Below are 20,424 nucleotides of genomic sequence, written 5' to 3' on the forward strand. Positions count from 1 at the left end.
CCCATCATTCGATGTGCCAGCCCATGCCCTCGAACATCCGGATGTTGCCTCTATCGTCGTACACTTGGCCAATAGGGACCCATTGGCCGTTACGGAGCGCGGTAACAATCCGCGTCGCGTAGTTGAATCTGTACGCGGTACAGGGGGCGTCGCCTCGCTTGTGGAAGACGTAGAGCTCGCGCTGAAGCACCCTGCCTGAGCGTGGCGACACGGCACGAGTGGGATGCCAGTTGCCACTCAGGTCTGCGGCGGAGAAGCGGGGGTTGTGTGGATGCGTGTGGTCGCCGCCTGTGATGATGGCATTCACACGTTCCGGGTCGTTGAGGAGTTCAGGCATCGAGCAGGTCTTGGCCTCGCGAGTATCCGCCCGGTCTCTGAAGTCGGAGAGGTAGCTCAAGTAGAACGCATCCTCGTCAGGTGCGTAGTAGTTGAGTGCGCAGTACTCGGAGCCTGCGGGGCCTGCCGAGGCTCCACCCTGCCGGGTCATGAGCTCGCAGCCTGTGGCGGCGAGTTCCTCTGTCGTCTTGAACGGCCCGGCAAGGGGACCGTCAACCTGGAGCCGGCCGTTCTCCAGCCGCCTGACCCGGACGTTGGGGTTGGTGCCACACGCCGATGCACCCGCCGAAAGGGCCAGCGCGACGGTGCATGCCAATATCGCGGCTGGTGGCCTCCTGGACATTGCTTGCAGCCTACGCCGCCCGCTCGGACGTCCGTGCCTGCCACGCGGCGACGAAGTCCGCGAGCCCGTTCAGCTGCCGGTCATTCAGCGTGGACTGCCACCTCGCCTGCCGCAGCTCGCGGTACGCGGCCGGTGCCTCCCAGCCACGCGCCACCATCACTGCCAGCCCCACCAGCGGGCCCCGGCCCACGCCGTGCTCGCAGTGGGTGTACAGCGTGCCGCCCTGCTCCAGCCGGGGCAGGGCCCATTCCACGCCCCGCATCACCTGCTCCACCGACGGCGGATAGCGGTCCGTCACCGGCAGGTTCAACAACTCGATGCCCAGCGCCTTCAACGCCTCCGCGTCGTCACAGCGCTCACCTCGCACGTCAATCACCGCGGTGATGCCGCGCGCCTTCAGCTCCGCGTACCGCGAGCGAGGCACCGCGCCACCCACGTACAGCCAGTCATTCACCTGAGACACGTTCAGCCCGCGCCCCGGCAGCTTCGTGGTCCACTCCACGCAGCGCGCCACCGAGCGGAGCACCTGCTTGCGCACCCAGCCGCGCACACCCGGCACGTGGTGCACTTCCCGCAGCAAAGCAAAACTCACAGGTCGCCCTCGAGCGTCACTTCCATCAGCCCCGTCACCGGTGCCTTGCCCTCACGCTCCAGCACCGCCCGGTGCAGGTACGTCACCGGCGAGCCCACCACCGAGCGCACCAGCCCGCCCAGCACCGCGCCCAAATCCTCCACCGGCGCGCTGCGCTGCAGCAGCGACGTGGAGCGCAGCACCATGGCGGAGGAGCCATCCGCGAACAGCTCCACCGTCCACGAACTCCGCTCCCTCACGCCTTCCCGCGCGAGCGTGAAGTGCTCCAGCGAGCGGGCCTTGGCGCCTTCCTCCCACGCGTACACAGGGCCGTATTCGCCGTCCTGGCCCTCGCGCGCCAGCAGCACCAGCTTCTCGCCGCCGCGCAGCGCCCGGAAGCGCACCCACCGCTTCGCCAGCTTCGCCGGAGCAATGGTGGAGCGCGTGTGGTCCGCGTACCCGCCACCCGTGTAGACGATGTCCTCGCCCTTGGGCCGCTTCACCGTCGCCTTCAACGCGCTGAAGGCCAGCGTCACCTCGTGGTGGTAGCGGTCCTTGCCCACCTCCACCTCGGTGCCTTCCTGGCCCTGGGGCGTCATGGGCGCGGCGTACTCCAGCAGCACCCGCCCGCCATCCAGCGGGACTTCCACGCGCGTGGCCCCATCCGCCGAACGGGCTGAGCACGGCCCCATCTTCAGCGTCGAGCTCTCCGCGTCGTAGCGCCAGTCGCGCGTCTTGACCTTCGCCTGCGCGGACCAGGCTTTCTGCCCCGGCGTCAGCACCGTGGTCCGGCACAGGCCGGTGCGCGAGCCGGGACCGATGTTCGTCACCGTCAGCTGCACGAAGATGAAGGTGCCGCCGTCCAGGTCGCCGATGAAGGTGAAGTTCTCCCCGTAGTTGTCACTGGGGGACAGCTTCGGCTCCAGCACCGCGCCCGCCGCCGCCACCGAGGGCAGCGCGAGCGCGGTGGCCACAGCCAGGCCCTTCAGCACCTGGAAGCGCCCATCAGGCCGCATGAGGACGCTGCTCCATGAGAGGGTCCTCGGAAGCAGCCGCGTCGTTGTTGAAGACGTAGTCACGCTGCAGCGGCAGGTTCCACGCGAAGTACACCACGCCGCGCACCAGCCACCACCCCAGCGCATAGGCCAGCTGCGGGTGCAGCGTCAGCAGCGCCACACCGCCCGCATTGAGCAGCGCGCTGGTGCCACTCACCACCGAGTAGCGCGCCAGCTGCCGCCCCACCGCGCCGGTGCTCTTGAAGGTGAGCACCCGGTTGATGGAGTAGTTCACCACCGCGCCCAGGCCGCAGCCCAGCACCGTGGCCCAGGCGGGCAACATGCCCACCCACTCCACCAACGCCAGCACCAGCGCGAAGTCCACCGCCGTGGCCAGCGCGCCCGCCAGGGCGTTGAGCCCGATGATGGCCTTGCCGGAGCGCGCCTCCTGACGCTTGGGCGCCAGCGCCTTCACCAGGTTGCGGAAGCGGGAGAGCGCCGTGACGTTGCTCATGACGGCGACGAACACGAGCCCCACCACCGCCAGCCAGTGCATGGGGTGCTTCTCCTCGGGCCAGAAGACGGCCTCCAGGATGGGCGACAGCGCCGTGCCCGCGCCCATGAAGAGCACCCGCTCCAGCCGCTGCATGGCGCCGTCGCGCACGTTGACGCCCAGTCCTTCACCCTTGGCGCGCACATAGGGCACCAGCGAGGAGCCGAGCAGCGCCATCAGCGCGGGCAGCAGCACCCAGGTGTCCCGGTAGTACCAGGCCAGGCCCATGAGCATCGCCGAGTCCACGTACCGGTCCAGCACCGAGTCCAGCGCCGCGCCCGCGGGGTTGGCTTCCTTGCGCGTGCGGGCGATGCGCCCGTCCATGACGTCCAGGATGCCCGCGAACAGGAAGAGCCAGCCGCCCAGCGCGAAGCGGCCCGCCGCCACCGCCACGCCGGACGACACGCCCAAGAGGCCCGACAGCATGGACAGCGCGTTGGCCGGCAGGCCCGAGCGCAGAATCACCGCCCACAGCGGCTGGATGATCCAGAAGAAGTAGTGCCGCAGGAAGAAGCCCACCAGCCCGTTGCTGCCGCGCTTGAGCGTCTCCTCGTCGCGGGGAATGCCCTTGAAGGCGCAGCGGATACAGAAGAGGAGCAGCCCGCCGATGAAGTAGACACAAGCGACAATGGCCGGAGCCAGCGCCGTCCAGATGCGGGCGGACGGAGACAGGTTTCCGGTCAACCACGCCATCAGGTTCTCAAGCACGGGTGTCTCCTCTTGTAGTCAACGACACGGCCCACGGTGTCGTGGCCGTCCAACGGGCGTAGATGCTTTCGACCGCGAGAAATGCAACCGCCGCCACACCCAGGCCCGCGAGCACGTCCAGGATGTAGTGGTGCGTCAGGTAGACGGCGGAGAAGGCGACGAGCAACGCGAACAGCCCGGTGGAGATGCGCCATGCCCAGCCGCGCGACCACACGAACATCATCACCAGGAAGGGGTACGCCGCGTGCAGTGAAGGCATTGCCCCGAACACGTTGGTGCTGCGCGAGTAGAAGCTCGCGAAATAACTGATGCCCAGCAGCTCGTCGAAACGGGCGGTCCCCGCGGGGTTGGGGGGCGCGGCCAGGTCGGCCGGTCCCGGGCCGTACTGGAGCACGTACCAGGGCGGCGCGGCGGGGTAGAGCACGTAGATGACGACGCCAATGGCGTTCGCCGCCAGGAAGCCCCAGCACAGCCGTTCGAAGAGCGAGTCCTTCTTCACGAAGAAGAAGATGGCCAGGATGAAGACCTCGTACAGGTACGCCGCGTAGGCGAAGCCGCACAGCAGGTCCAAGGCCGGGGTGAAGCGCGTGGCCCACCATTCGGGCCAGTGGGTGCCGCCGGGCGCCGGGAACCACTGGCGCTCCAGCTCCCACAGGTCGCCCGTGTGGATGGGGCCCCGCAGGAACAGCCAGAGGCCCTGGCTGTCCAGCAGCATCCCGGTCAGCCACAGTGCGAGCCCACCGCGGAGGAAGCGCTGAAAGCCGGGGCCCGCCCAGGCCACCCCCAGAATCAGCGCGTCCGCCGCGACGTGGTCCCACCGCAGCCGACCGGTGGCGTACACCAACGTCAAGTGGCTCAACCCCAGGACGGTGGAGAGCCACGTGAGCGCGGTGACCTTATTTGGAGAGCGGGAGGTCATCTCCGTAATAGTCGAGCCCGAGGTGGGTGATGGGGTCCTCGCCCGCGACGACGCGCAGCGTGTTCTTCAGCTTGGTGAGCTGGATGAAGAGGTCGTGCTCCACCGGCAGGCCCGGCTGCGCCATGGGGCTCTTGAAGTAGAAGGACATCCACTCCTGGATGCCGCGCCACTCCAGCCGCTTGGCCAGGTCCAGGAACAGCGCGATGTCCAGCACCAGCGGGGCCGCCAGGATGGAGTCGCGGCAGAGGAAGTTGACCTTGATCTGCATCGGATAGCCGAGCCATCCGGTGATGTCGATGTTGTCCCAACCCTCCTTCGCGTCGCCGCGGGGCGGGTAGTAGTGGATGGACACCTTGTGCGCGTACTTCTTGTACAGCTCCGGGTACAGCTCGGGCTGCAGGATGGTGTCCAGCACGCTCGACTTGGTGACTTCCTTGGCCTTGAAGGCCGCGGGGTCGTCCAGCACCTCGCCGTCGCGGTTGCCGAGGATGTTGGTGGAGAACCAGCCGTCCAGACCCAGCATGCGGGCCTTGAGCGCGGGCGCGATGACCGTCTTCATCATCGTCTGGCCGCTCTTGAGGTCACGGCCAGCGACGGCCACCGCCTCCTGCCTGGCCAGCTCCTGGAGCGCCGGCGTGTCCACGCTGGCGTTGGGCGTGGCGTTCGCGAAGGGCACGCCCTCCTTGATGGCCGCGTAGGTGTAGAGCGCGGTGGGGTTGATGTCCGGGCTGTTCTCGTCCAGCGCCTTCTCGAAGGCGGCCAGCGTCTTGAAGGACTCGGGCAGCGGACGGAAGGTCTCCACGCTGCTGCACACCACCATCACGGCGCGCGTCGCGTTGAGCTCCTTCTTGAAGTCGCGGATGTCCTGGCGCAGCGCTTCGATGCTCTCGCGGTGCGTCTTGGTGGCCTTGATGTGGTTGGCCTCGATGCGGCGCACGAACTCAGGGTCGTGCACGCCCTGCTTCGGCTTGATGCTCTGGAGGAACGGCTTCACCTCCTCCAGGTGCTTGTCGCTGAGCACGCCCGAGCGCACGGCCACTTCGTACGCGTCCTCACGGATGATGTCCCAGGCGCCGAAGGCGACGTCCTTCAGCTCCGCCAGAGGAACCAGCTCGTTGAGCTTCACGGTGCGCCCGTCGGTCCGCTTCCCCAGGCGGGCGGTGCCCATCTGCGTGAGCGACCCAATGGGGTGACCCTTGCCCTGGCGCGCCAGCTCGACACCCGCCATCAGCGTGGTGGACACAGCGCCCAAACCCGGAATCAGGACCGCGAGCTTGCCGTCCGGCTTCGCGACCGACCTCTTGTTTTCCATCGTGATGTTCCTTCGTTAGACGTATCGAGTCGGCCGTATGCGGGGCGGTACGATACCGGTCGTGCATGCGGAAAATCTCGAAAGCGGATGGTTGATACTCTAAAGCGTTCGTCACTTCAACGTCATGAGCGTGGCGGCTCTTACCACCCGAGGGCGCCGCACTCATGGATCAGCCCAGCCCGAGGTACAAGGCGAGGCGATCGACGCTGTCAGAGAAACACCAGGTCGTCAGAAGGACGACATCCACGGCACACTCCTCGGACAGGTTCGCCATGGGTTCATGGTGACCCACCCTGCTGGAAGGATGAAGAAGGTGTGAGTGGGACAGGAGGAGGCGGAGCCGTCGCGAGGCGCCGTCCCCCCTTCATGAAGGCCCATTCCGGTGGGCCCGTCCGGCTCAGTGGGGCAGCGGGGCGCTGTCGTCCAGGTCGAGCTTCTGGTGGTCGCCCGGTGCGTAGGGCTGTCCGGTGAAGGCGGCCTTCACCATGCCGGCGAGCTGGACCATGCGGCTGCTGGGCGTGTCCCAGTACTCGGCCTTCTCCACGCGGACGCAGAGCAGGGCGAGCTCGGGGTCATCCAGGCCGTCGGGGAACCAGGCCTTGAGGGTGGGGTTCCACAGCTCGCGGGCCTTCTCCTTGTCGAGCACCAGCCGGCAACGGCCGCTCACGGAGACGTAGCGGTCCCGGGCGGGGTCCGAGTACGCGAGGTTGACGTGGTGGTCGTGCGTCACCTCGTCGACCTTGGGTGAATGCTCGCGGGTGAAGAACCAGAGCTCTCCGTCGAAGTCGCGTGCGTGCGTCCACATGGGGCGGCTGCGCAGGCTGCCGTCCGCTTCCACGGTGGTCATCATCGCGACCTTGATGCCCTTGATGAGGTCATCGAAGTGCTCGGCGACGTCTTGGGTGTCCTTTTTCTTGCTGGCCATCGCTGCCTCCCTTGGGAGCACAAGGTAGACAGCGTGGAGGTCGGCGGGCACAGGGCGGTGGGTTGGCCGCCGCCAGGGCAGGCGGGCCTGTGGTAGGTGGCCGAGCAGGAAAGCGAGGGTTCGAATGCTGAAGACTGCGTGGAACGAGTGGAGCCTCAAGGCACTGCAGCTGGAGACGGCGGTGCTGGCGCTGGAGGAGATCGACCTGCCCGAGGAGATGCACGCGCTCCAGGAGGCGGCGGAGGAGAAGCTGCTGGCGCTGGCGCGCGCGTGGAAGGCCCGTCAGCCGCAGCGCGAGCCGCGCACGTGGGAGCGCCAGACGCTGCCCGACGGCATGCCTCGCGACGCCGAGCTCAAGGACCTGGTGGAGGGCTTCAAGGAGGACGGCAAGTCGTGGACGCTGCTGCGCGCCACCAGCGACCTCAAGGAAGTGGTGGAGACGGTGGTGTCGGAAGGCCGCGCCTGCATGGCCGCGGGCGGCGAGTACTACCTGGGCCAGTGGGACGCGAAGGAGTCCGTGCTGGAGGTGGGCCGCGACGACGAAGCGGACGAGCCCGGAACGGGCCTGGTGCTGGAGCCCACGGGCGAGCTCCAGTACACGCCGGACCCGGAGCTGTAGCCGCCGCTCAGCCCTCCAGCTCCTTCACGATGCGGGCGCGGAGCTTCTCGTCGGGCATCCGGCCGAAGCCCGCGCGCACGTTGTCGGCGGCGTGCGAGGGCTTGCTGGTGGCCGGCAGGGGGCAGTGCACCGCCGGGTGCCCCAGGATGAACTTGAGGAACACCTGGGCCCAGCTGGTGCAGTCGATGTCCGCGGCCCAGCCCGGAAGAGGCCGGCCGCGCACGCGCTCGAAGAGGGTGCCGCTGGAGAAGGGCTGCATGACGAGCACCGCCACGCCGTGCTCGGCGGCGGCGGGCAGCAGGCGCTTCTCCGCGTCGCGCTCCAGCACCGAGTAGGGCAGCTGGACGAAGTCCGGCTTCTCCTCGCGGATGATGCGCTCCAGGTCATTGAAGGCGCTGCGGGCGTAGTGCGTGATGCCGAGGTAGCGGATGCCGCCATGGGCCTTCCATTCACGCAGGACAGGCAGGTGCGTGCGCCAGTCCACGAGGTTGTGAATCTGCATCAGGTCCATGCGGCCCTGGCCCATGCGCCGGATGGACTCCCGCATCTGCGCGGTTCCTTCGTTCCTGCCGGTGGTCCACACCTTGGTGGCGAGGAAGGGCGTCTTCGTCGCGTCGAGCTTCTGCAGCAGCTCGCCCACCACGGATTCCGCGCGGCCGTACATGGGCGAGGAGTCGATGAGGCGCGCGCCCGAGTCGAGGAAGGTGCGGAGCACTTCGGCCAGGGGCGCTCGCTCGTCCGGTGTGGCGTCGAACGTCTGCCAGGTGCCAAGGCCGATGACGGGCAGCGCTTCGCCCGTGCTGGGAATGGGGCGTGTGAGCATGGCGTCTCCTCGGCCGCGCGAGGGCGCGGCGGTTTTCTCCGGGGGCTTCACGGTGGACGGGGCCTGTGTGGCCTTCTTCGTGGGCTGTGAGGCGGCGACGCCGGGTAGGAGCAGGCCACCCAGGGTCGCGGTGAGCACGTCGCGGCGGGACGGGGCGCGGGAGGACATGGCGCGCGATGTTAGCGGCTGCGCTGAAGTGGACAGGTGACAGTTCCGCGCGGTGCCGGTGTTCTCTTGCGCGAGCGGGGTGGCGACGCCTCCCGATGATTCCTCATGGCCCGGGTGCCCGCGCGATGCGGGCCGGGCCGCATTCAAAACAGTCCAGGAAGGTCCAGGCGATGAATCGCAAGGTCTCGGTATGCGCGGGGATGATGGCGGCGGTGGTGGCGTTCTCGGCCTCCGCCGAGGAGACAGCGGGCGGTCAGTCCTCGAGCGCCGCGTCCTCCGCGAGCGGAGCGGCGTCTGTCGATTGGCCGGGCGTGGCGCGCGAGCTGTCCGCACCGCCGCTGGTGGCTGCCGCGGAGCAACCGGTGAGCCACACCTCGGCGGCTGGGGCGCCCGCGGGGAGCGCGTCAGCGTCCGGCGCTGTGAACCCTGTGGCACCGTCGAATGGCGCGTCCTCCACGCCCGTCGTGCCTGCCACGACGGACGCCGTGGGAGACGCGTCCCGGCTTGCCGCGAAGCCGGTGGCCTCCACGGTGGATGCTGTCGTGGGCGGTGAGGTGAGCGCATCCGCGCCTGAGGAAGGCTCGGCCGAGGCGAAGGCGGAGACCGACGCGAACGAAGTGCACATCCCGTTCAGCCTCACCCTGGTGCCAGGGCTGAGTACGTCGGGCTTCCACACCGGCAACGTGGTCAACAACGTGTCCATCGGCCTGGTGGCGACGCATGCGAAGCGGGTGGACGGCCTGGCGATGTCGCTGGCAGGCAACTGGGTGGGGGAGGGCGGGCTGAGCGGCGCGCAGCTCGCGGTGGGCGCCAACGTGGCCCGGGGGCCGGTGACGGGCGCCCAGTTCTCCGTGGGCGCCAACGTGGCCGGCGCGGACCTGCTGGGCCTCCAGTCCACGGTGGGCGTCAACGTGGTGCGCGGGAACGCGGAAGGCGCGCAGCTCGCAGTGGGTGGCAACATCGCGTCGGGCGAGGTGAATGGCACGCAGATGGCCGTGGCCGTCAACGTCGCGGGGAAGAGCCTGCTGGGCGCGCAGCTCGGCGTGGGCGCCAACGTGTCGGGCGGTCCGGTGCGCGGGTTCCAGGCTGCGGTGGGCGCCAACATCGCGACAGGGCGGGTCCACGGGCTCCAGGCCTCCGCGGGCCTCAACGTGGCGGGGCAGATGACGGGGCTCCAGATGTCCTCGGGTGTCAGCTACGTGCGGAATCTCTCCGGCGCCCAGCTCTCCATCATCAACGTGGGCGGCGAGGTGGATGGCGCGCAGGTGGGCATCGTCAACATCGCCAGCAACGTGACGGGCGCGCAGGTGGGCCTCCTCAACGTGGCCCGCGAACTGGACGGTGAGGCGGTGGGCCTCCTCAGCTTCGTCGGTGGTGGTCAGGCGCATGTGCAGGCCTGGGCCAGTGACGTGGCGCTCACCAACGTGGGCGTGAAGCTGGGCGGCCGTCACATCTACTCGCTGTTCACGGTGGGCTACAGCCCCTCCATCGACGAGGACCGTCGCCGCTATGTCATCGGCGCGGGCCTGGGCGGGCACATCCCCGCGGGCCGCTTCTTCTTCGACGTCGACGTGGTGAGCAGCACCCTCCACACGAAGCGGCTCTTCGACGACACGAACCATGTCCTGGGGCAGCTCCGGCTGACGGCGGGCTGGCAGGTGGCGCGGCACTTCGCGGTGTTCGGTGGCGTCAGCGCCAACACGCTCGTCACCTGGGATGACAGCGACCCGTGGAAGGAGCTGGGCATCGGGCCGCAGTGGCGCCACGTGGCGGACGACGGCCGCACCACCGTGCGCATGTGGCCGGGCCTGCTCGCGGGTGTGCAGATTTGAGGAGCCCCTACCATCTTCCTCCCGGGCGCTCTGGAGGGCGCGGCGCCAGGGGGTGAGGCATGGAAGGAAGCATGCGCGCGATGGTGCTGCGCGAGGTAGGGCAGCCCCTGCGTGAGACGCGGCTGCCCATTCCTCGCCCCGGTCCGGAGGAGCTGTTGCTCCGCGTGCGCGCCTGCGCGGTCTGCCGCACCGACCTGCACGTCGTGGACGGTGAGCTCCCGAAGCCCAAGCTGCCGCTGGTCCCAGGCCATGAAATCGTGGCCACGGTAGAGGCGGCGGGCGAGCGGGCGACGGCCATTCCCGTGGGCACACGAGTGGGCGTCCCCTGGCTCGGCTGGAGCTGTGGCCACTGCCGCTTCTGTCTGGCCGGCCAGGAGAACCTCTGCGAGCAGGCACGCTTCACGGGGTACCAACTGGATGGTGGCTACGCGGAGTTCACGGTGGCCCACCAGCGCTTCTGCTTCCCCCTGCCGCCCGAGTACACCGACGTCCACGCCGCGCCGTTGATGTGCGCGGGCCTCATCGGCTTTCGCAGTCTCCGCATGGCGGGGATGGAGCGCCGTCTGCTGGGGCTCTACGGCTTCGGCGCTGCGGCGCACCTGCTCATCCAGGTCGCGCGCCACCAAGGCCGACGCGTCTTCGCCTTCACCCGGCCGGGGGACGTGGAGGGCCAGCGGTTCGCGCGGGAGATGGGCGCGGAGTGGGCCGGGGATTCGGACACCGTGCCTCCGGAGCGGCTGGACGCGGCCCTCCTCTTCGCGCCCGTGGGCGCGCTGGTGCCCGCCGCGCTCCGGGCGGTGGACAAGGCCGGCGTGGTGGTGTGCGGCGGCATCCACATGAGCGACATCCCCGCGTTCCCCTACGCGCTGCTGTGGGAGGAGCGGGTGGTGCGCTCGGTGGCGAACCTCACCCGGGCGGATGCGCTGGACTTCCTCGCGCTCGCGCCCAAGGTGCCGGTGCGCACATTGGTGCAAACCTTCCCACTGTCCGCCGCCAACGATGCCCTCACCGCGCTGAGGCGAGGCCAGGTGCACGGCGCGGCGGTGCTCGAGGTGGCGGCCCTGGGTTGAGCGTGGAGCCAGGCGGACCCACGTCCGCCTCTCAGGGTGGGTGGGGCAAATCGCCCCGCAGAGACTGCGGCGGTGTCCCATTTCGCCGCAAACGCAGCGTGTGGCTTGCGTGGCGATTGATGGAATTTCGCGGACCTGGCGCGCTGGCCGCGCAAATGCATCCGGAAGGGAAGGCAACCCGATGCCCCCTTCCTGGGGGCACCACCACGCGAGGCGGACGATGAACCGAGCGCTGCAAATCACCTATCGGGGCATGGAGACGAGCGAGGCCCTGAGCGAGTACATCCGCGACCACGCCGGCAAGCTGGAGCAGTTCTACGACGGCATCGTGGGGTGCCACGTGGTGGTGGAGGAGCCGCACCGGCACAAGCAGCACGGCAGGCATTTCCACGTGCGTGTGGATGTGAGTGTGCCAGGAAGGAACATCGTCGCCACCCGGGATCCGCAGGCGCGCACCGGGCACGAGGATGCCTATCAAGCAGTGACGGATGCGTTCGACGCCGCCAGGCGCCAGCTCCAACACTACGCGGACGCGCTCCACACGCACCACCGGTGACGGTGTCGCTCGCGCGGCGCTTCATTCCCATTACAGACATCCAGCTGGGCGGTCGCGCGACGCACATTCCGAACATTTGCCATTCAAACCCATGACAGACCTGGGGGGCTGGGCGCTATCGTGTGGATGGTCACGCCATGAAAGCCCAGCGCCTCCAGGTGCTGCGGGTCGACGCCGAGGTTCCCCACCTCGTCACCACCGCCGCCGTCCACTCGACAGCCTCACTTGCCAAGTCCGCCACGGTTCCGTGCGCGGGGCGCCTGCATGGGTCGCGGGTGAACCCGGGGGCTGAGCGATGAGGCGCCCCGTGGGCAAGCGTGGGTGGTGGGTGGTGTCCGGCGTCGTCTGGCTCGGCGGCATCGTGGCGGGTTCGCTCGCCATGGCTCGCTATTCCCTCACGCCCGGCGAGTCCCTGGCGGCACCCGCGCGCTGGCCCGGGGACTCCACCGTGCCACGCGTGGAGGGCCGTCCCACGCTGGTGATGCTGGCGCACCCGCTCTGTCCCTGCACGCGCGCGAGCATGGGGGAACTCTCGCTGGTGATGGCGAAGGCACAGGGGCGGCTCGACGCCTTCGTGCTCTTCCTCAAGCCCGAGGGCACCGGCCAGGATTGGGAGCAGGGCGAGCTGTGGCGCTCCGCGGCGGCGATTCCGGGTGTCACCGCCCTGCGCGACGAGGGAGGGGCCCAGGCGGAGCGCTTCGGCGCCGTCACCTCCGGTCAGGTGCTCTTCTACGACGCGGGTGGGACGCTGCGCTTCAGCGGCGGCATCACCACGGCCCGGGGCCACACGGGCGACAACGCCGGGCGCGCCGCGGTGGAGGCGCTGCTGGGTGACGCGCCGCCGGAAGCGCTGTCCGGGCACGCCGTCTACGGCTGTGAGCTGGAAGACCCCCGCGGGAGCGTGCCATGAGCCCGGCGCGCGACGAGACGTCCAGCCCGCCCATGGCGCTCAAGGAGCGCTCCGCGCGGCTGTTCCGCGAGCACCTGTCCGCGGTGCGGGTCCGCACGGACCGGCTCTTCGCGGGGCTGATGCTGGGGCAGTGGGTGGTGAGCATCGTCATCGCCCTGTTCGGTCCGCGGGGCAGCGGCGCGCAGCTCCAGGTGGCCGTGCTGGTGGGGACGCTGCTCAGCGCCTTCCCGATGGTGATGGCCCGCTGGCGCCCGGGCTCCACGCCCACCCGTCACGTGGTGGCCGTGTGCCAGGCGCTCTGGTCCTCGCTGCTCATCTTCCTGACGGACGGCCGGGTGGAGACGCACTTCCACATCTTCGGCTCGCTGGCCTTCCTGGCGCTGTACCGCGACCCGTGGGTGCTGCTCACCGCGAGCATCACCACCGTCGTGGACCACGTGATGCGCGGCACCATGTGGTCACACTCGCTCTACGGCGGGCTTCCGCCGGAGCTGTGGCGGTTCGTGGAGCACGCCTTCTGGGTGGCCTTCATCGACGTGGTGCTGGTGTATTCGTGCCGGGGCATGTTGCGCGAGCTGCGAGAGGTGGCGGTGCGCCGGGCGGAGCTGGAGCTGGCCCGCGAACGGGAGCACGCGAAGGCGCGCGAGCTGGACCGCGCCCTGCGCGAGCTCAGCGGCTTCCAGGAGCACCTCATCCGCGTGGAGAAGCTGGCCGCGGTGGGACAGCTGGCCGCCAGCGTGGGGCACGAGCTGCGAAACCCGCTGGCCGCCGTGCGCAACTCCCACGCCTATCTCTCCCGGAAGCTCACGAAGGACCCAGCAGGGGCCGCGGATGACCCACGGGTCCCCCAGTTCCTGGGGCTGATGGAGCGCGAGCTGAACGCCTGCGCGAAAATCATCTCCGACCTGCTCGACTTCGCCCGCGAGCGTCCGCCCGCGCTCCAGCCCTGTCCGCTGCGTCCGTTGGTGGACGAGGCCATTGGCGTGGTGCCGCAGCGGGAAGGGGTGCGAATCGTCAATGACGTGCCGGAGTCGTTGCCGGTGCCGCACCTGGACAAGGAGCAGTTCCGCCAGGTCCTGGTGAACCTGGTGCAGAACGCGGTGGAGGCCATGCCCGTGGGGCGCAATGGAGAGGTTTCAGTCGTGGCGGAAGGTGGAGACGCGAGTCCCTGGCGCATCCGGGTCGTGGATGACGGCGCGGGGATTCCTCCGGAGGTGCTGCCCAAGATTTTCGAACCGCTCTTCACCACGAAGACGCGTGGCACCGGCTTGGGACTGGCCATTGTCGCCAACATGGTGCAACGTCATGGCGGCACAATCTCTGTGCGCAGCGAAGCGGAGCGGGGTAGTGAGTTCCTCATTGAACTCCCCGCGGCAGCGGCGGCCCAGGCCGCATGATGGAGGACGTCGCAGTGGCCCCCGCGCGCATCCTGTTGGTCGACGACGAGGAGTCGCTTCGCATCACCTTGGCCGCGAACCTGGAGCTGGAGGGCCACACGGTCCTCGAGGCGGCCAATGGTGAGGAGGCCTTGCGCCTCCTGGAGAAGCAATCCGTGGACGTGGTGCTCACGGACATCCGCATGCCCGGCCTGCACGGCGTGGAGCTCTTGCGCCGCATCAAGCAGGAGCGCCCCGACATGCCGGTGGTGCTGATGACGGCCTTCACGGCGGAGGAGTTGGTGGATGACGCGCTCGCCGAGGGCGCCTTCACCGTGCTGCCCAAGCCCTTCGACGTGACGCACGCGCTGGACACGGTGCTGCGCGCGGCGGCGGCGCCGCAGGTCCTGGTGGTGGACGACACCGAACAGGTGGCGCGCGGCATGGTGCGTGCCCTGAGCACGGTGGGGCTGCGCGCGCGCGCCGTGTACAGCGGCGAGGAGGCGTTGTCCTCGCTGCGTTCGGGGGAATACGACGTCTGCGTGCTGGACCTGGTGATGCCGGAGATGAGCGGGCCGGAGCTGGTGTCCAAGGTGCGCGCGGCGAATCTGTCCGTCGCCATCATCGCCGTGTCCGGCCACGTGGTGCCGGAGATGCTCCGCAGGGTGGCGGCGCAGGGCGCGGTGGTGTGCATGACCAAGCCGGTACCGTTGCGCGAGCTGGTACAGGCGATTGCGCGGGTGCGAGGCCGGCCTCAACAAGGGCTGCAAGGCGCGAGGATTTGACCCATGGCAGGCAGAGACCTCCAGGCGCGTGAGCGGGCGGCGGTGGCGGACGTGGTGGCCTCCACCCTGCGGCACGACCTGCGCAACAAGCTGGCCAGCATCCGCAACGCCTCGTTCTACTTGATGCGGCAGGTGAAGAAGACGGACCTCTGGAGCGCGGACCCGCGCGTGGAGACCTTCTTCCAGCTCATCGAAAAGGAGCTGACGTCCGCCGAGGACGTGCTCTCCAAGCGCGCGCCGCCGCCCAGCGGTGGCACGCGTCCCCGGTGCAGCGCCCGCGAAGGCGTGGAGCACGCGCTCGCCCAGGCCCAGGTTCCGCCGTCCGTGAAGGTCGTGCGCGAACTGACGGAGCAGGGCGGCGTGCCGCTGGAGGTGGAGGACCTGGCGCTGCTGGTGCGCTGCCTCGTGGACAACGCGCTGGAGGCCATGCCGCGCGGCGGGACGCTCACGGTGCGCACGCGCGACACCGAAAGCGGCGTGTGCCTGCGTGTGGAGGACACCGGAGAGGGCCTGGCGGCGGAGGCGTACTCGCGCGCCCTGGAGCCCTTCTTCACCACGCGGCCCCACCACGCCGGGCTGGGGCTGAGCATCGTCCACCGGACGGCCGTGCGGCATGGCTGGCAACTGGACCTGGGCGCGGGCCCCTCCGGGGGCACCTACGTGGAAATCCAATTCACGGGCCCGGAGGCCGGGGCCCATGACCGGAATGACGTGACTCGGGGGAGCAAGTGATGGAGACGAACTGGACGTTCGGGCGTTGCCTGCTGCTCGTGGAAGACGACCCTTCCAACCGGATGACGCTGTCCGCGCTTCTGGAGGATGCGGGCTTCGCGGTCGTCACCGCCGGCTCCTATTCGGAGGCCGCGGGATTATTGAACCGGCCTCGCGCGTATGACGCCGTGCTGTTGGACCAGAGCCTGGGTGACGGCTTTGGGACGGGGCTGATTCCGCTGGTGCGCCACCACATGCCGAAGACCAAGGTCGTCTTCGTCACCGGTCATGACGGGAAGATAGACATGCCGGTGGACGCCGTCTTCCGCAAGGGCGGCCACTTCGACGACCTGCTGGCCTTCCTTTTCAAGCTGTTGCCCCAGCGCCCGCTGGGTGCCTGAACGCGAGGTTCCAGAATGCTGCTCCCTTCCGTTTCCGAGCGCTCCGCTCTCACCCGACGGCGGGAGCAGCTGGCGAAAGTCCTGGGGAGCGCAGCCGCGCTGCTGGCATCGAGCCGCCCCCGCCCGCGCAACTACGCCGCCGACCAGTTCCCCTTTCGCGCGTCGAGCCACTTCCTCTACCTCTTCGGGCTCGCGGCGCCGGACGGCGTGGGCCTGTATGACGGCCAGGGCTGGACGCTGTACCTGCCCGAGCCCGGTCCCGACGACGCGCTGTGGGACGGCGCGGTGCCCGGCTTTGCTGAAATCGCGGAGCGGACGGGCTGCCCCGTGCGCTCGCGCGCCGAGCTGCCCGCGGCGCTGAAGGGCCGCGACGTGGCGGCGCTGCCCACGCCGGACCTGGAGACGTGCCTGGACGTGGCCGCGCTGCTGGGCCGCGAGGTGCGTCCCGGCCACCTGGCGGCGGTGGACGTGCCGCTGGCGGACGCGATGATTGCGCTGCGGCTTCGCCATGACGACGCCGCGCAGGCGCAGTTGCGTCAGGCCGCGGAAGTCACGGTGCTGGCCCACGTGGCGGGCATGCGCGCCACGCGGCCGGGCATCCTGGAGGCCGCGGTGCGCGCCGCGATGGAGGCGGAGTTCGTCTCACGCGACGTGCGGCCGGCGTATCAGCCCATCGTCACCGTGCACGGCGAGGTGCTGCACAACCTGCGCTATGACCACACGCTGCGCGAGGGAGACCTGTTGCTGGCGGACGTGGGCGGTGAGAGCCCCGCCGGCTTCGCCTGTGACGTGACGCGCACGTGGCCGGTGACGGGGCGCTTCAGCACGACGCAGCGCGAGCTGTACGACGTCGTGCTGCGCATGCAGAAGGCCAGCATCGACGTCGTCCGCCCGGGGACGCGCTACCGCGACGTGCACCTGGCCGCGCACCGGGAGATGGCGCGAGGCCTTGTGGCGCTGGGCATCCTCCGTGGAGACCCGGAGGAGCTGGTGGTGGACGGCGTCACCGCGCTCTTCTTCCCGCACGGCGTGGGCCACCTGCTGGGCCTGGACGTGCATGACATGGAGGATTTGGGAGACCGGGCGGGCTATGCGCCGGGACGCACGCGCTCGCCGGAGTTCGGCCACCGCTCGCTGCGGTTGGACAGGGATTTGGAGCCCGGCATGGCGGTGACGATTGAGCCGGGCATGTACCAGGTGCCCGCCATCCTGTCGGACGCGCGGCTCATGGCGCGCGCGAAGGACAGGCTCCAGCGCGACGTGCTGGCGCGCTACGCGGACGTGCGCGGCATCCGCATCGAGGACGACGTGCTCGTCACGCCGGATGGCCACGAAGTGCTCACCGCCGCCATCCCCAGGGAGGCCTCGGACATCGAGGCCGTCATGACCAGCTCTGCCCGTCCAGCTCCGGGAAGGTGACCTGGCACTGGCCGGGATTCACGCCGTCCACGCGCGCGTAGCCATTCTTGTTGAGGGTGCCTTCGCGCGTGCTCCCATCCGGGAGCGTCACCAGGTAGCGCGCGTGGGGGATGGGGTTGCCCTCCTCGTCCTTCAGCTCGATGGCCAGCCACGTCTGTTCCTCGACGGGGGATTCCTCGGACGTCTGCGGCGGTGGTTCCGGCCAGGGCGTGGGGAGCAACACCGGACGCGCCATGGGGAGGGCCACCAGCTCGCCATGCACGAAGGCCTCGGTGAGCCGCTGCTGGAGGCGTTGCTCGTACCGGCCGCGCTCCAGGCCGGACAGCCCCAGCGGGCGGCTGCCTCCGAGCGCTTCGTACATCGCATACAGCGTGTGCGCGGCGGGGGTGGCAAGCCAGCGCTTCAAGGCGGCGCTGACGAAGACGTCGGGGACGGGCGCGTGCGGATGTTTCAGCCGCTCCAGGTCGACCGACGGTACGACGAGCCAGTCTTCCCCCTGGGCCGGCAGTCGCCACCGGCGCTCACCGTGCAAGAGCTGCATCATGACGGCCTCCCTGTCTCGGAGTGTATCAGGATGCGCGCTCTGAGTAGGAGGCGCTGCGATGTGGGGTGCGCGGCGCCTGACGTCGCGCATCGGGGTGTGGAGTGTGGAACGTCCCGATGGGACGCAGGGGCAGGGTTACTGCGGCGATGCGGTTTCCGAGGTCTGGACGTCGTTCGGCGGAACCGGGCTGCTGTGCGCGAACACCATGAGCCACTTTCCGTCGCGGCGCTGCCACACGTCGGTGAAGTACACCCTGTCGGTGACCTCGCTGCCGTCCGTCATGCGCAGGTGCGAGCGCTGGATGCCGGCCAGCACGCCCGTGTCACCGAAGACGTGGGCCTTCATTTTTTCGGCTTCGACGGACGTGATGTGACCGGGGATTTCGGCGATGCCCACGACGAACGCGTCACGGTTCATCTCCGCGCCGTCCGCGCCGCGATAGATGAAGTCTTCGGTCGTGAGCGACTTGATGGCCTCCAGGTCCTTCGTCTGGATGGCGCGCATGACGTGGCCTTCGAGCTCCGTCAGCGTGCGCGTGTCGTCGGTGGACGTCGTGCTCATGGGTGACTGACTCCGGGTGGAAACATGGCCGCACGCAGAGGCGGCCAGCAGGGTGGATGCAGGAGTGCTTGATACATGAGGTGTCGTGAGTACAACGCGCATGCACGCGTGCGGAATGAATTTCCAGAGCGCGAAGTTGCGGGGCCGCGTGCGCCATCCGCCGTGAGTTGACCCGGTGAAGCTGTGGACAGGCGCGGTGCCTCCAGGGGGCACAGCGTTCAAGGACGAACAGTGGGGGGTGGCGCGACGAGGACCGGTTCCTACGTTGCACGCCCAGTCGAAGTCAGGGCCGGTGAGTGCAGCGCGGGCGAGGGAGGGCGTGTGGACGAGCTTCTTTCCGGAGCTGAAGGGCAGTTCCGTACTCAGGGCAAAGGCACTCCAGGTGCGTTGGAGCCGCGCGGCACGGTGAGCGTGAGCGAGGCGCTTGAGGGAGACCTCGACGCGTATCTCGACCGTGAGCTTCTCGAGGCGTGTGAAGACGACGCGGTCGTGGAAGACACTGCACCCGTGACGGATGTTTCCGCGAGCATGCGCGCGCTGCTCGCACTCGCGGAGGAGGAGACGGAGTGGCTGGAGCACCTGCCGCCGTCCATCTCGCACGCGCTGGACGTGTTGCCTGAGCCCACGGTGGAGATTCCCGAGTGGATGCGCACTTCGCCTGGTGCGAAGACTGTGACGTCCCTGGGCGCCTTGTTGCCGCCGCGTGCGGAGAATGTGCTGGCGCGTGCGCCGGATGCGTCCATGTGGGGTGATGCGCCGACGCATGCGCACCTGGAATCCGCGCGGTGGCGCGGTGCGAGCGCGACCGAGACAGGCCATGTCCTGGGACTTCGCCCCGGGGCGTTGATGGGCGCGGCGGCCGTGGGTGCGCTGACGGCGAGCCTGCTGCTGGTCGCGGGACTCTCCGTGCGCGGAGATTTCACGAGGACGCAGGCGAGCGTCGATGATGCCATCCGGCGCACGGCGCACGGCGCTGTCCTTGGCGCGAGCGGTGACACCCAGGCGGGCCTGTCCTCGGCTGGCGCTGGCGCCGCGATGAGCGCCGCCGCCCCGTCAGGGGACGCCATTGGAGCGAGCACGTCCACGGAGACCGCCGTGAGCGGTTCATCGCCGGACGCGGCGCTCGCTGCCTCATCGCACGTCTCCAGTGCTGCGTCGTCCGTGGCTGTCTCCAGCACGCAGCCGGGCCTTGGCTCGGCGCTTCGTCTTCAGGACGCGGCGAAGGGACTGCACGCCTCCGTGCATTCCTCGGAGCCGGCGCGAACCCCGGGCACGCCCGTGGCGGAGTCGCTCGCGGTGGTGAGCCCCGCGCCCATCAAGCGCATTGCCCTCGCGAAGACGGACGCGGCGTCGGCCCTACCGCCTGCTCCCGTCGAACTCGACTTTGGAGACACGGGTGCGGAAGGCACCGCGTCCCAGGACGCCATCGCGACTTCACCGGGTGATGTCGCCGCGGAGGCCGTGGAGGAGGACACGTCGGAGAAGGGGCCGTACGCGGACCTCGATGAGGCCTTCGCGCGCGAGCTGGGCTTCACGGAAGACGCGGACGCGGAGGTCGCGAAGGCGGAGGCGCCCGCGCGCACCGTCTACGTGCCGCCCGCGGTGGACGTGAAGGAGCACCTCACGCCGGAGGACGTGAAGCAGGTGGTGCTGACGAACCAGCCCGCCATCACCGCGTGCCTGCGCTCACACGCGCAGGGCTCGCCGATGGAGGCCGGTGGCCGCTTCGTGGTGCAGTGGTCGGTGCTCCCCAGCGGTGAGACGCTCAACGTGTCCATGGACACCGCCGCGCTGCGCGCCACGCCGCTGTCGCGCTGCATCGAGGACGTGGTGCGCCGTTGGAAGTTCCCGGTGCACCAGGTGCGGATGCAGGAGCCCATCCGCTTCCCCTTCATCTTCTGAGGCGCGGGCGGACCGCTGGCTTCTATGCTTCCTCTTGGAATGCCAGCGCCCAAGCCGCCGGAGCCCACGGAGTTGCACGTCTGCC

General features: G+C 69.3%; 22 protein-coding genes. 12 read left to right on the forward strand and 10 right to left on the reverse strand.

Annotated features, from left to right (window positions below):
* Positions 1–4: 4 nt before the first annotated feature.
* The 7 genes from OZ403_RS02215 to OZ403_RS02245 all read right to left on the reverse strand — a co-directional run bounded on the left by OZ403_RS02215 (position 5) and on the right by OZ403_RS02245 (position 6,662).
* On the reverse strand, positions 5–679 hold the full coding sequence (locus tag OZ403_RS02215; protein ID WP_268783357.1) for a hypothetical protein: 675 nt from the start codon (positions 677–679) through the stop codon (positions 5–7).
* Between the two features lie 10 nt (positions 680–689).
* The gene (locus OZ403_RS02220; protein WP_140786859.1) at positions 690–1,271 is read right to left on the reverse strand and encodes a protein-tyrosine phosphatase family protein; all 582 of its coding nucleotides are present in this window, start codon (positions 1,269–1,271) and stop codon (positions 690–692) included.
* Positions 1,268–2,266, reverse strand: a complete 999-nt coding sequence (locus OZ403_RS02225; RefSeq protein WP_268783358.1) for a hypothetical protein — start codon at positions 2,264–2,266, stop codon at positions 1,268–1,270. The genes OZ403_RS02220 and OZ403_RS02225 overlap by 4 nt, the downstream gene beginning before the upstream one ends.
* A complete protein-coding gene (locus OZ403_RS02230; protein ID WP_140786861.1) occupies positions 2,256–3,506 on the reverse strand; it encodes a GtrA family protein in 1,251 nt (416 codons plus the stop codon). Before OZ403_RS02230 ends, OZ403_RS02225 begins: the two co-directional genes overlap by 11 nt.
* Positions 3,499–4,425: a phosphatase PAP2 family protein gene (locus OZ403_RS02235; protein WP_268783359.1), complete on the reverse strand. Its 927-nt coding sequence runs from the start codon at positions 4,423–4,425 to the stop codon at positions 3,499–3,501. Before OZ403_RS02235 ends, OZ403_RS02230 begins: the two co-directional genes overlap by 8 nt.
* Entirely contained in the window at positions 4,403–5,737 is a 1,335-nt protein-coding gene (locus OZ403_RS02240) for an inositol-3-phosphate synthase (protein WP_140786863.1), read from the reverse strand. The genes OZ403_RS02235 and OZ403_RS02240 overlap by 23 nt, the downstream gene beginning before the upstream one ends.
* 397 nt (positions 5,738–6,134) lie before the next feature.
* Positions 6,135–6,662, reverse strand: a complete 528-nt coding sequence (locus OZ403_RS02245) for a pyridoxamine 5'-phosphate oxidase family protein (RefSeq protein ID WP_268783360.1) — start codon at positions 6,660–6,662, stop codon at positions 6,135–6,137.
* Positions 6,663–6,786: 124 nt separating this feature from the next.
* On the opposite strand from OZ403_RS02245, the gene OZ403_RS02250 reads away from it, so the two are divergent.
* Positions 6,787–7,281 (forward strand): hypothetical protein, encoded by a 495-nt coding sequence (locus OZ403_RS02250; RefSeq protein ID WP_090486584.1) that lies wholly within the window; start codon positions 6,787–6,789, stop codon positions 7,279–7,281.
* Between the two features lie 7 nt (positions 7,282–7,288).
* Here the strand turns inward: OZ403_RS02250 and OZ403_RS02255 are convergent, their stop codons facing one another.
* The gene (locus OZ403_RS02255; RefSeq protein ID WP_268783361.1) at positions 7,289–8,272 is read right to left on the reverse strand and encodes an aldo/keto reductase; all 984 of its coding nucleotides are present in this window, start codon (positions 8,270–8,272) and stop codon (positions 7,289–7,291) included.
* 8 nt (positions 8,273–8,280) lie between these two features.
* Here OZ403_RS02255 and OZ403_RS02260 point away from each other — a divergent pair, with 8 nt between their 5' ends.
* From OZ403_RS02260 to OZ403_RS02305, 10 genes are all read left to right on the forward strand, one after another.
* A complete protein-coding gene (locus OZ403_RS02260) occupies positions 8,281–10,104 on the forward strand; it encodes an LA_2272 family surface repeat-containing protein (RefSeq protein ID WP_140786865.1) in 1,824 nt (607 codons plus the stop codon).
* A 59-nt stretch (positions 10,105–10,163) separates the two neighbouring features.
* Positions 10,164–11,174 (forward strand): zinc-dependent alcohol dehydrogenase family protein, encoded by a 1,011-nt coding sequence (locus OZ403_RS02265; protein WP_140873081.1) that lies wholly within the window; start codon positions 10,164–10,166, stop codon positions 11,172–11,174.
* Positions 11,175–11,394: 220 nt separating this feature from the next.
* A complete protein-coding gene (hpf, locus tag OZ403_RS02270; protein WP_140797039.1) occupies positions 11,395–11,730 on the forward strand; it encodes a ribosome hibernation-promoting factor, HPF/YfiA family in 336 nt (111 codons plus the stop codon).
* Positions 11,731–11,867: 137 nt separating this feature from the next.
* Positions 11,868–12,029, forward strand: a complete 162-nt coding sequence (locus OZ403_RS02275) for a hypothetical protein (protein ID WP_268783362.1) — start codon at positions 11,868–11,870, stop codon at positions 12,027–12,029.
* On the forward strand, positions 12,026–12,640 hold the full coding sequence (locus OZ403_RS02280) for a RedB protein (RefSeq protein WP_140786868.1): 615 nt from the start codon (positions 12,026–12,028) through the stop codon (positions 12,638–12,640). The genes OZ403_RS02275 and OZ403_RS02280 overlap by 4 nt, the downstream gene beginning before the upstream one ends.
* Positions 12,637–14,037: a sensor histidine kinase gene (locus OZ403_RS02285; RefSeq protein WP_140786869.1), complete on the forward strand. Its 1,401-nt coding sequence runs from the start codon at positions 12,637–12,639 to the stop codon at positions 14,035–14,037. The genes OZ403_RS02280 and OZ403_RS02285 overlap by 4 nt, the downstream gene beginning before the upstream one ends.
* Positions 14,034–14,801, forward strand: a complete 768-nt coding sequence (locus OZ403_RS02290; protein WP_140786870.1) for a response regulator — start codon at positions 14,034–14,036, stop codon at positions 14,799–14,801. The genes OZ403_RS02285 and OZ403_RS02290 overlap by 4 nt, the downstream gene beginning before the upstream one ends.
* A 3-nt stretch (positions 14,802–14,804) precedes the next feature.
* On the forward strand, positions 14,805–15,533 hold the full coding sequence (locus OZ403_RS02295) for a sensor histidine kinase (protein ID WP_140786871.1): 729 nt from the start codon (positions 14,805–14,807) through the stop codon (positions 15,531–15,533).
* Positions 15,533–15,913, forward strand: a complete 381-nt coding sequence (locus OZ403_RS02300; RefSeq protein ID WP_013936365.1) for a response regulator — start codon at positions 15,533–15,535, stop codon at positions 15,911–15,913. The genes OZ403_RS02295 and OZ403_RS02300 overlap by 1 nt, the downstream gene beginning before the upstream one ends.
* Before the next feature lie 15 nt (positions 15,914–15,928).
* The gene (locus OZ403_RS02305) at positions 15,929–17,332 is read left to right on the forward strand and encodes an aminopeptidase P family protein (RefSeq protein WP_268783363.1); all 1,404 of its coding nucleotides are present in this window, start codon (positions 15,929–15,931) and stop codon (positions 17,330–17,332) included.
* Here the strand turns inward: OZ403_RS02305 and OZ403_RS02310 are convergent.
* Together OZ403_RS02310 and OZ403_RS02315 are read right to left on the reverse strand one after the other, a co-directional pair.
* Positions 17,295–17,876: a carboxypeptidase-like regulatory domain-containing protein gene (locus OZ403_RS02310; RefSeq protein ID WP_237080144.1), complete on the reverse strand. Its 582-nt coding sequence runs from the start codon at positions 17,874–17,876 to the stop codon at positions 17,295–17,297. The two genes, OZ403_RS02305 and OZ403_RS02310, sit on opposite strands and share 38 nt — an antisense overlap.
* Positions 17,877–18,011: 135 nt before the next feature.
* Positions 18,012–18,437: a nuclear transport factor 2 family protein gene (locus tag OZ403_RS02315; protein ID WP_268783364.1), complete on the reverse strand. Its 426-nt coding sequence runs from the start codon at positions 18,435–18,437 to the stop codon at positions 18,012–18,014.
* A gap of 321 nt (positions 18,438–18,758) precedes the next feature.
* Between OZ403_RS02315 and OZ403_RS02320 the strand changes: the two genes are divergently transcribed.
* Positions 18,759–20,339, forward strand: a complete 1,581-nt coding sequence (locus OZ403_RS02320) for an AgmX/PglI C-terminal domain-containing protein (protein WP_268783365.1) — start codon at positions 18,759–18,761, stop codon at positions 20,337–20,339.
* The last annotated feature ends 85 nt before the right edge of the window (positions 20,340–20,424 follow it).

This window comes from Myxococcus sp. NMCA1 (assembly GCF_026810205.1).
Lineage (GTDB): Bacteria > Myxococcota > Myxococcia > Myxococcales > Myxococcaceae > Myxococcus > Myxococcus xanthus_A.

What these genes read in the sequence shown, in the direction of transcription:
- OZ403_RS02275 (WP_268783362.1), top strand. Translation starts at nt 11,868, where the DNA reads ATGAAAGCCCAGCGCCTCCAGGTGCTGCGGGTCGACGCCGAGGTTCCC.
- OZ403_RS02280 (WP_140786868.1), top strand. Translation starts at nt 12,026, where the DNA reads ATGAGGCGCCCCGTGGGCAAGCGTGGGTGGTGGGTGGTGTCCGGCGTC.
- OZ403_RS02285 (WP_140786869.1), top strand. Translation starts at nt 12,637, where the DNA reads ATGAGCCCGGCGCGCGACGAGACGTCCAGCCCGCCCATGGCGCTCAAG.
- OZ403_RS02295 (WP_140786871.1), top strand. Translation starts at nt 14,805, where the DNA reads ATGGCAGGCAGAGACCTCCAGGCGCGTGAGCGGGCGGCGGTGGCGGAC.
- OZ403_RS02260 (WP_140786865.1), top strand. Translation starts at nt 8,281, where the DNA reads ATGTTAGCGGCTGCGCTGAAGTGGACAGGTGACAGTTCCGCGCGGTGC.
- OZ403_RS02265 (WP_140873081.1), top strand. Translation starts at nt 10,164, where the DNA reads ATGGAAGGAAGCATGCGCGCGATGGTGCTGCGCGAGGTAGGGCAGCCC.
- OZ403_RS02315 (WP_268783364.1), bottom strand. Translation starts at nt 18,437, where the DNA reads ATGAGCACGACGTCCACCGACGACACGCGCACGCTGACGGAGCTCGAA.
- OZ403_RS02310 (WP_237080144.1), bottom strand. Translation starts at nt 17,876, where the DNA reads ATGATGCAGCTCTTGCACGGTGAGCGCCGGTGGCGACTGCCGGCCCAG.
- OZ403_RS02240 (WP_140786863.1), bottom strand. Translation starts at nt 5,737, where the DNA reads ATGGAAAACAAGAGGTCGGTCGCGAAGCCGGACGGCAAGCTCGCGGTC.
- OZ403_RS02235 (WP_268783359.1), bottom strand. Translation starts at nt 4,425, where the DNA reads ATGACCTCCCGCTCTCCAAATAAGGTCACCGCGCTCACGTGGCTCTCC.
- OZ403_RS02225 (WP_268783358.1), bottom strand. Translation starts at nt 2,266, where the DNA reads ATGCGGCCTGATGGGCGCTTCCAGGTGCTGAAGGGCCTGGCTGTGGCC.
- OZ403_RS02245 (WP_268783360.1), bottom strand. Translation starts at nt 6,662, where the DNA reads ATGGCCAGCAAGAAAAAGGACACCCAAGACGTCGCCGAGCACTTCGAT.
- OZ403_RS02305 (WP_268783363.1), top strand. Translation starts at nt 15,929, where the DNA reads ATGCTGCTCCCTTCCGTTTCCGAGCGCTCCGCTCTCACCCGACGGCGG.
- OZ403_RS02250 (WP_090486584.1), top strand. Translation starts at nt 6,787, where the DNA reads ATGCTGAAGACTGCGTGGAACGAGTGGAGCCTCAAGGCACTGCAGCTG.
- OZ403_RS02290 (WP_140786870.1), top strand. Translation starts at nt 14,034, where the DNA reads ATGATGGAGGACGTCGCAGTGGCCCCCGCGCGCATCCTGTTGGTCGAC.
- OZ403_RS02215 (WP_268783357.1), bottom strand. Translation starts at nt 679, where the DNA reads ATGTCCAGGAGGCCACCAGCCGCGATATTGGCATGCACCGTCGCGCTG.
- OZ403_RS02300 (WP_013936365.1), top strand. Translation starts at nt 15,533, where the DNA reads ATGGAGACGAACTGGACGTTCGGGCGTTGCCTGCTGCTCGTGGAAGAC.
- OZ403_RS02255 (WP_268783361.1), bottom strand. Translation starts at nt 8,272, where the DNA reads ATGTCCTCCCGCGCCCCGTCCCGCCGCGACGTGCTCACCGCGACCCTG.
- hpf (WP_140797039.1), top strand. Translation starts at nt 11,395, where the DNA reads ATGAACCGAGCGCTGCAAATCACCTATCGGGGCATGGAGACGAGCGAG.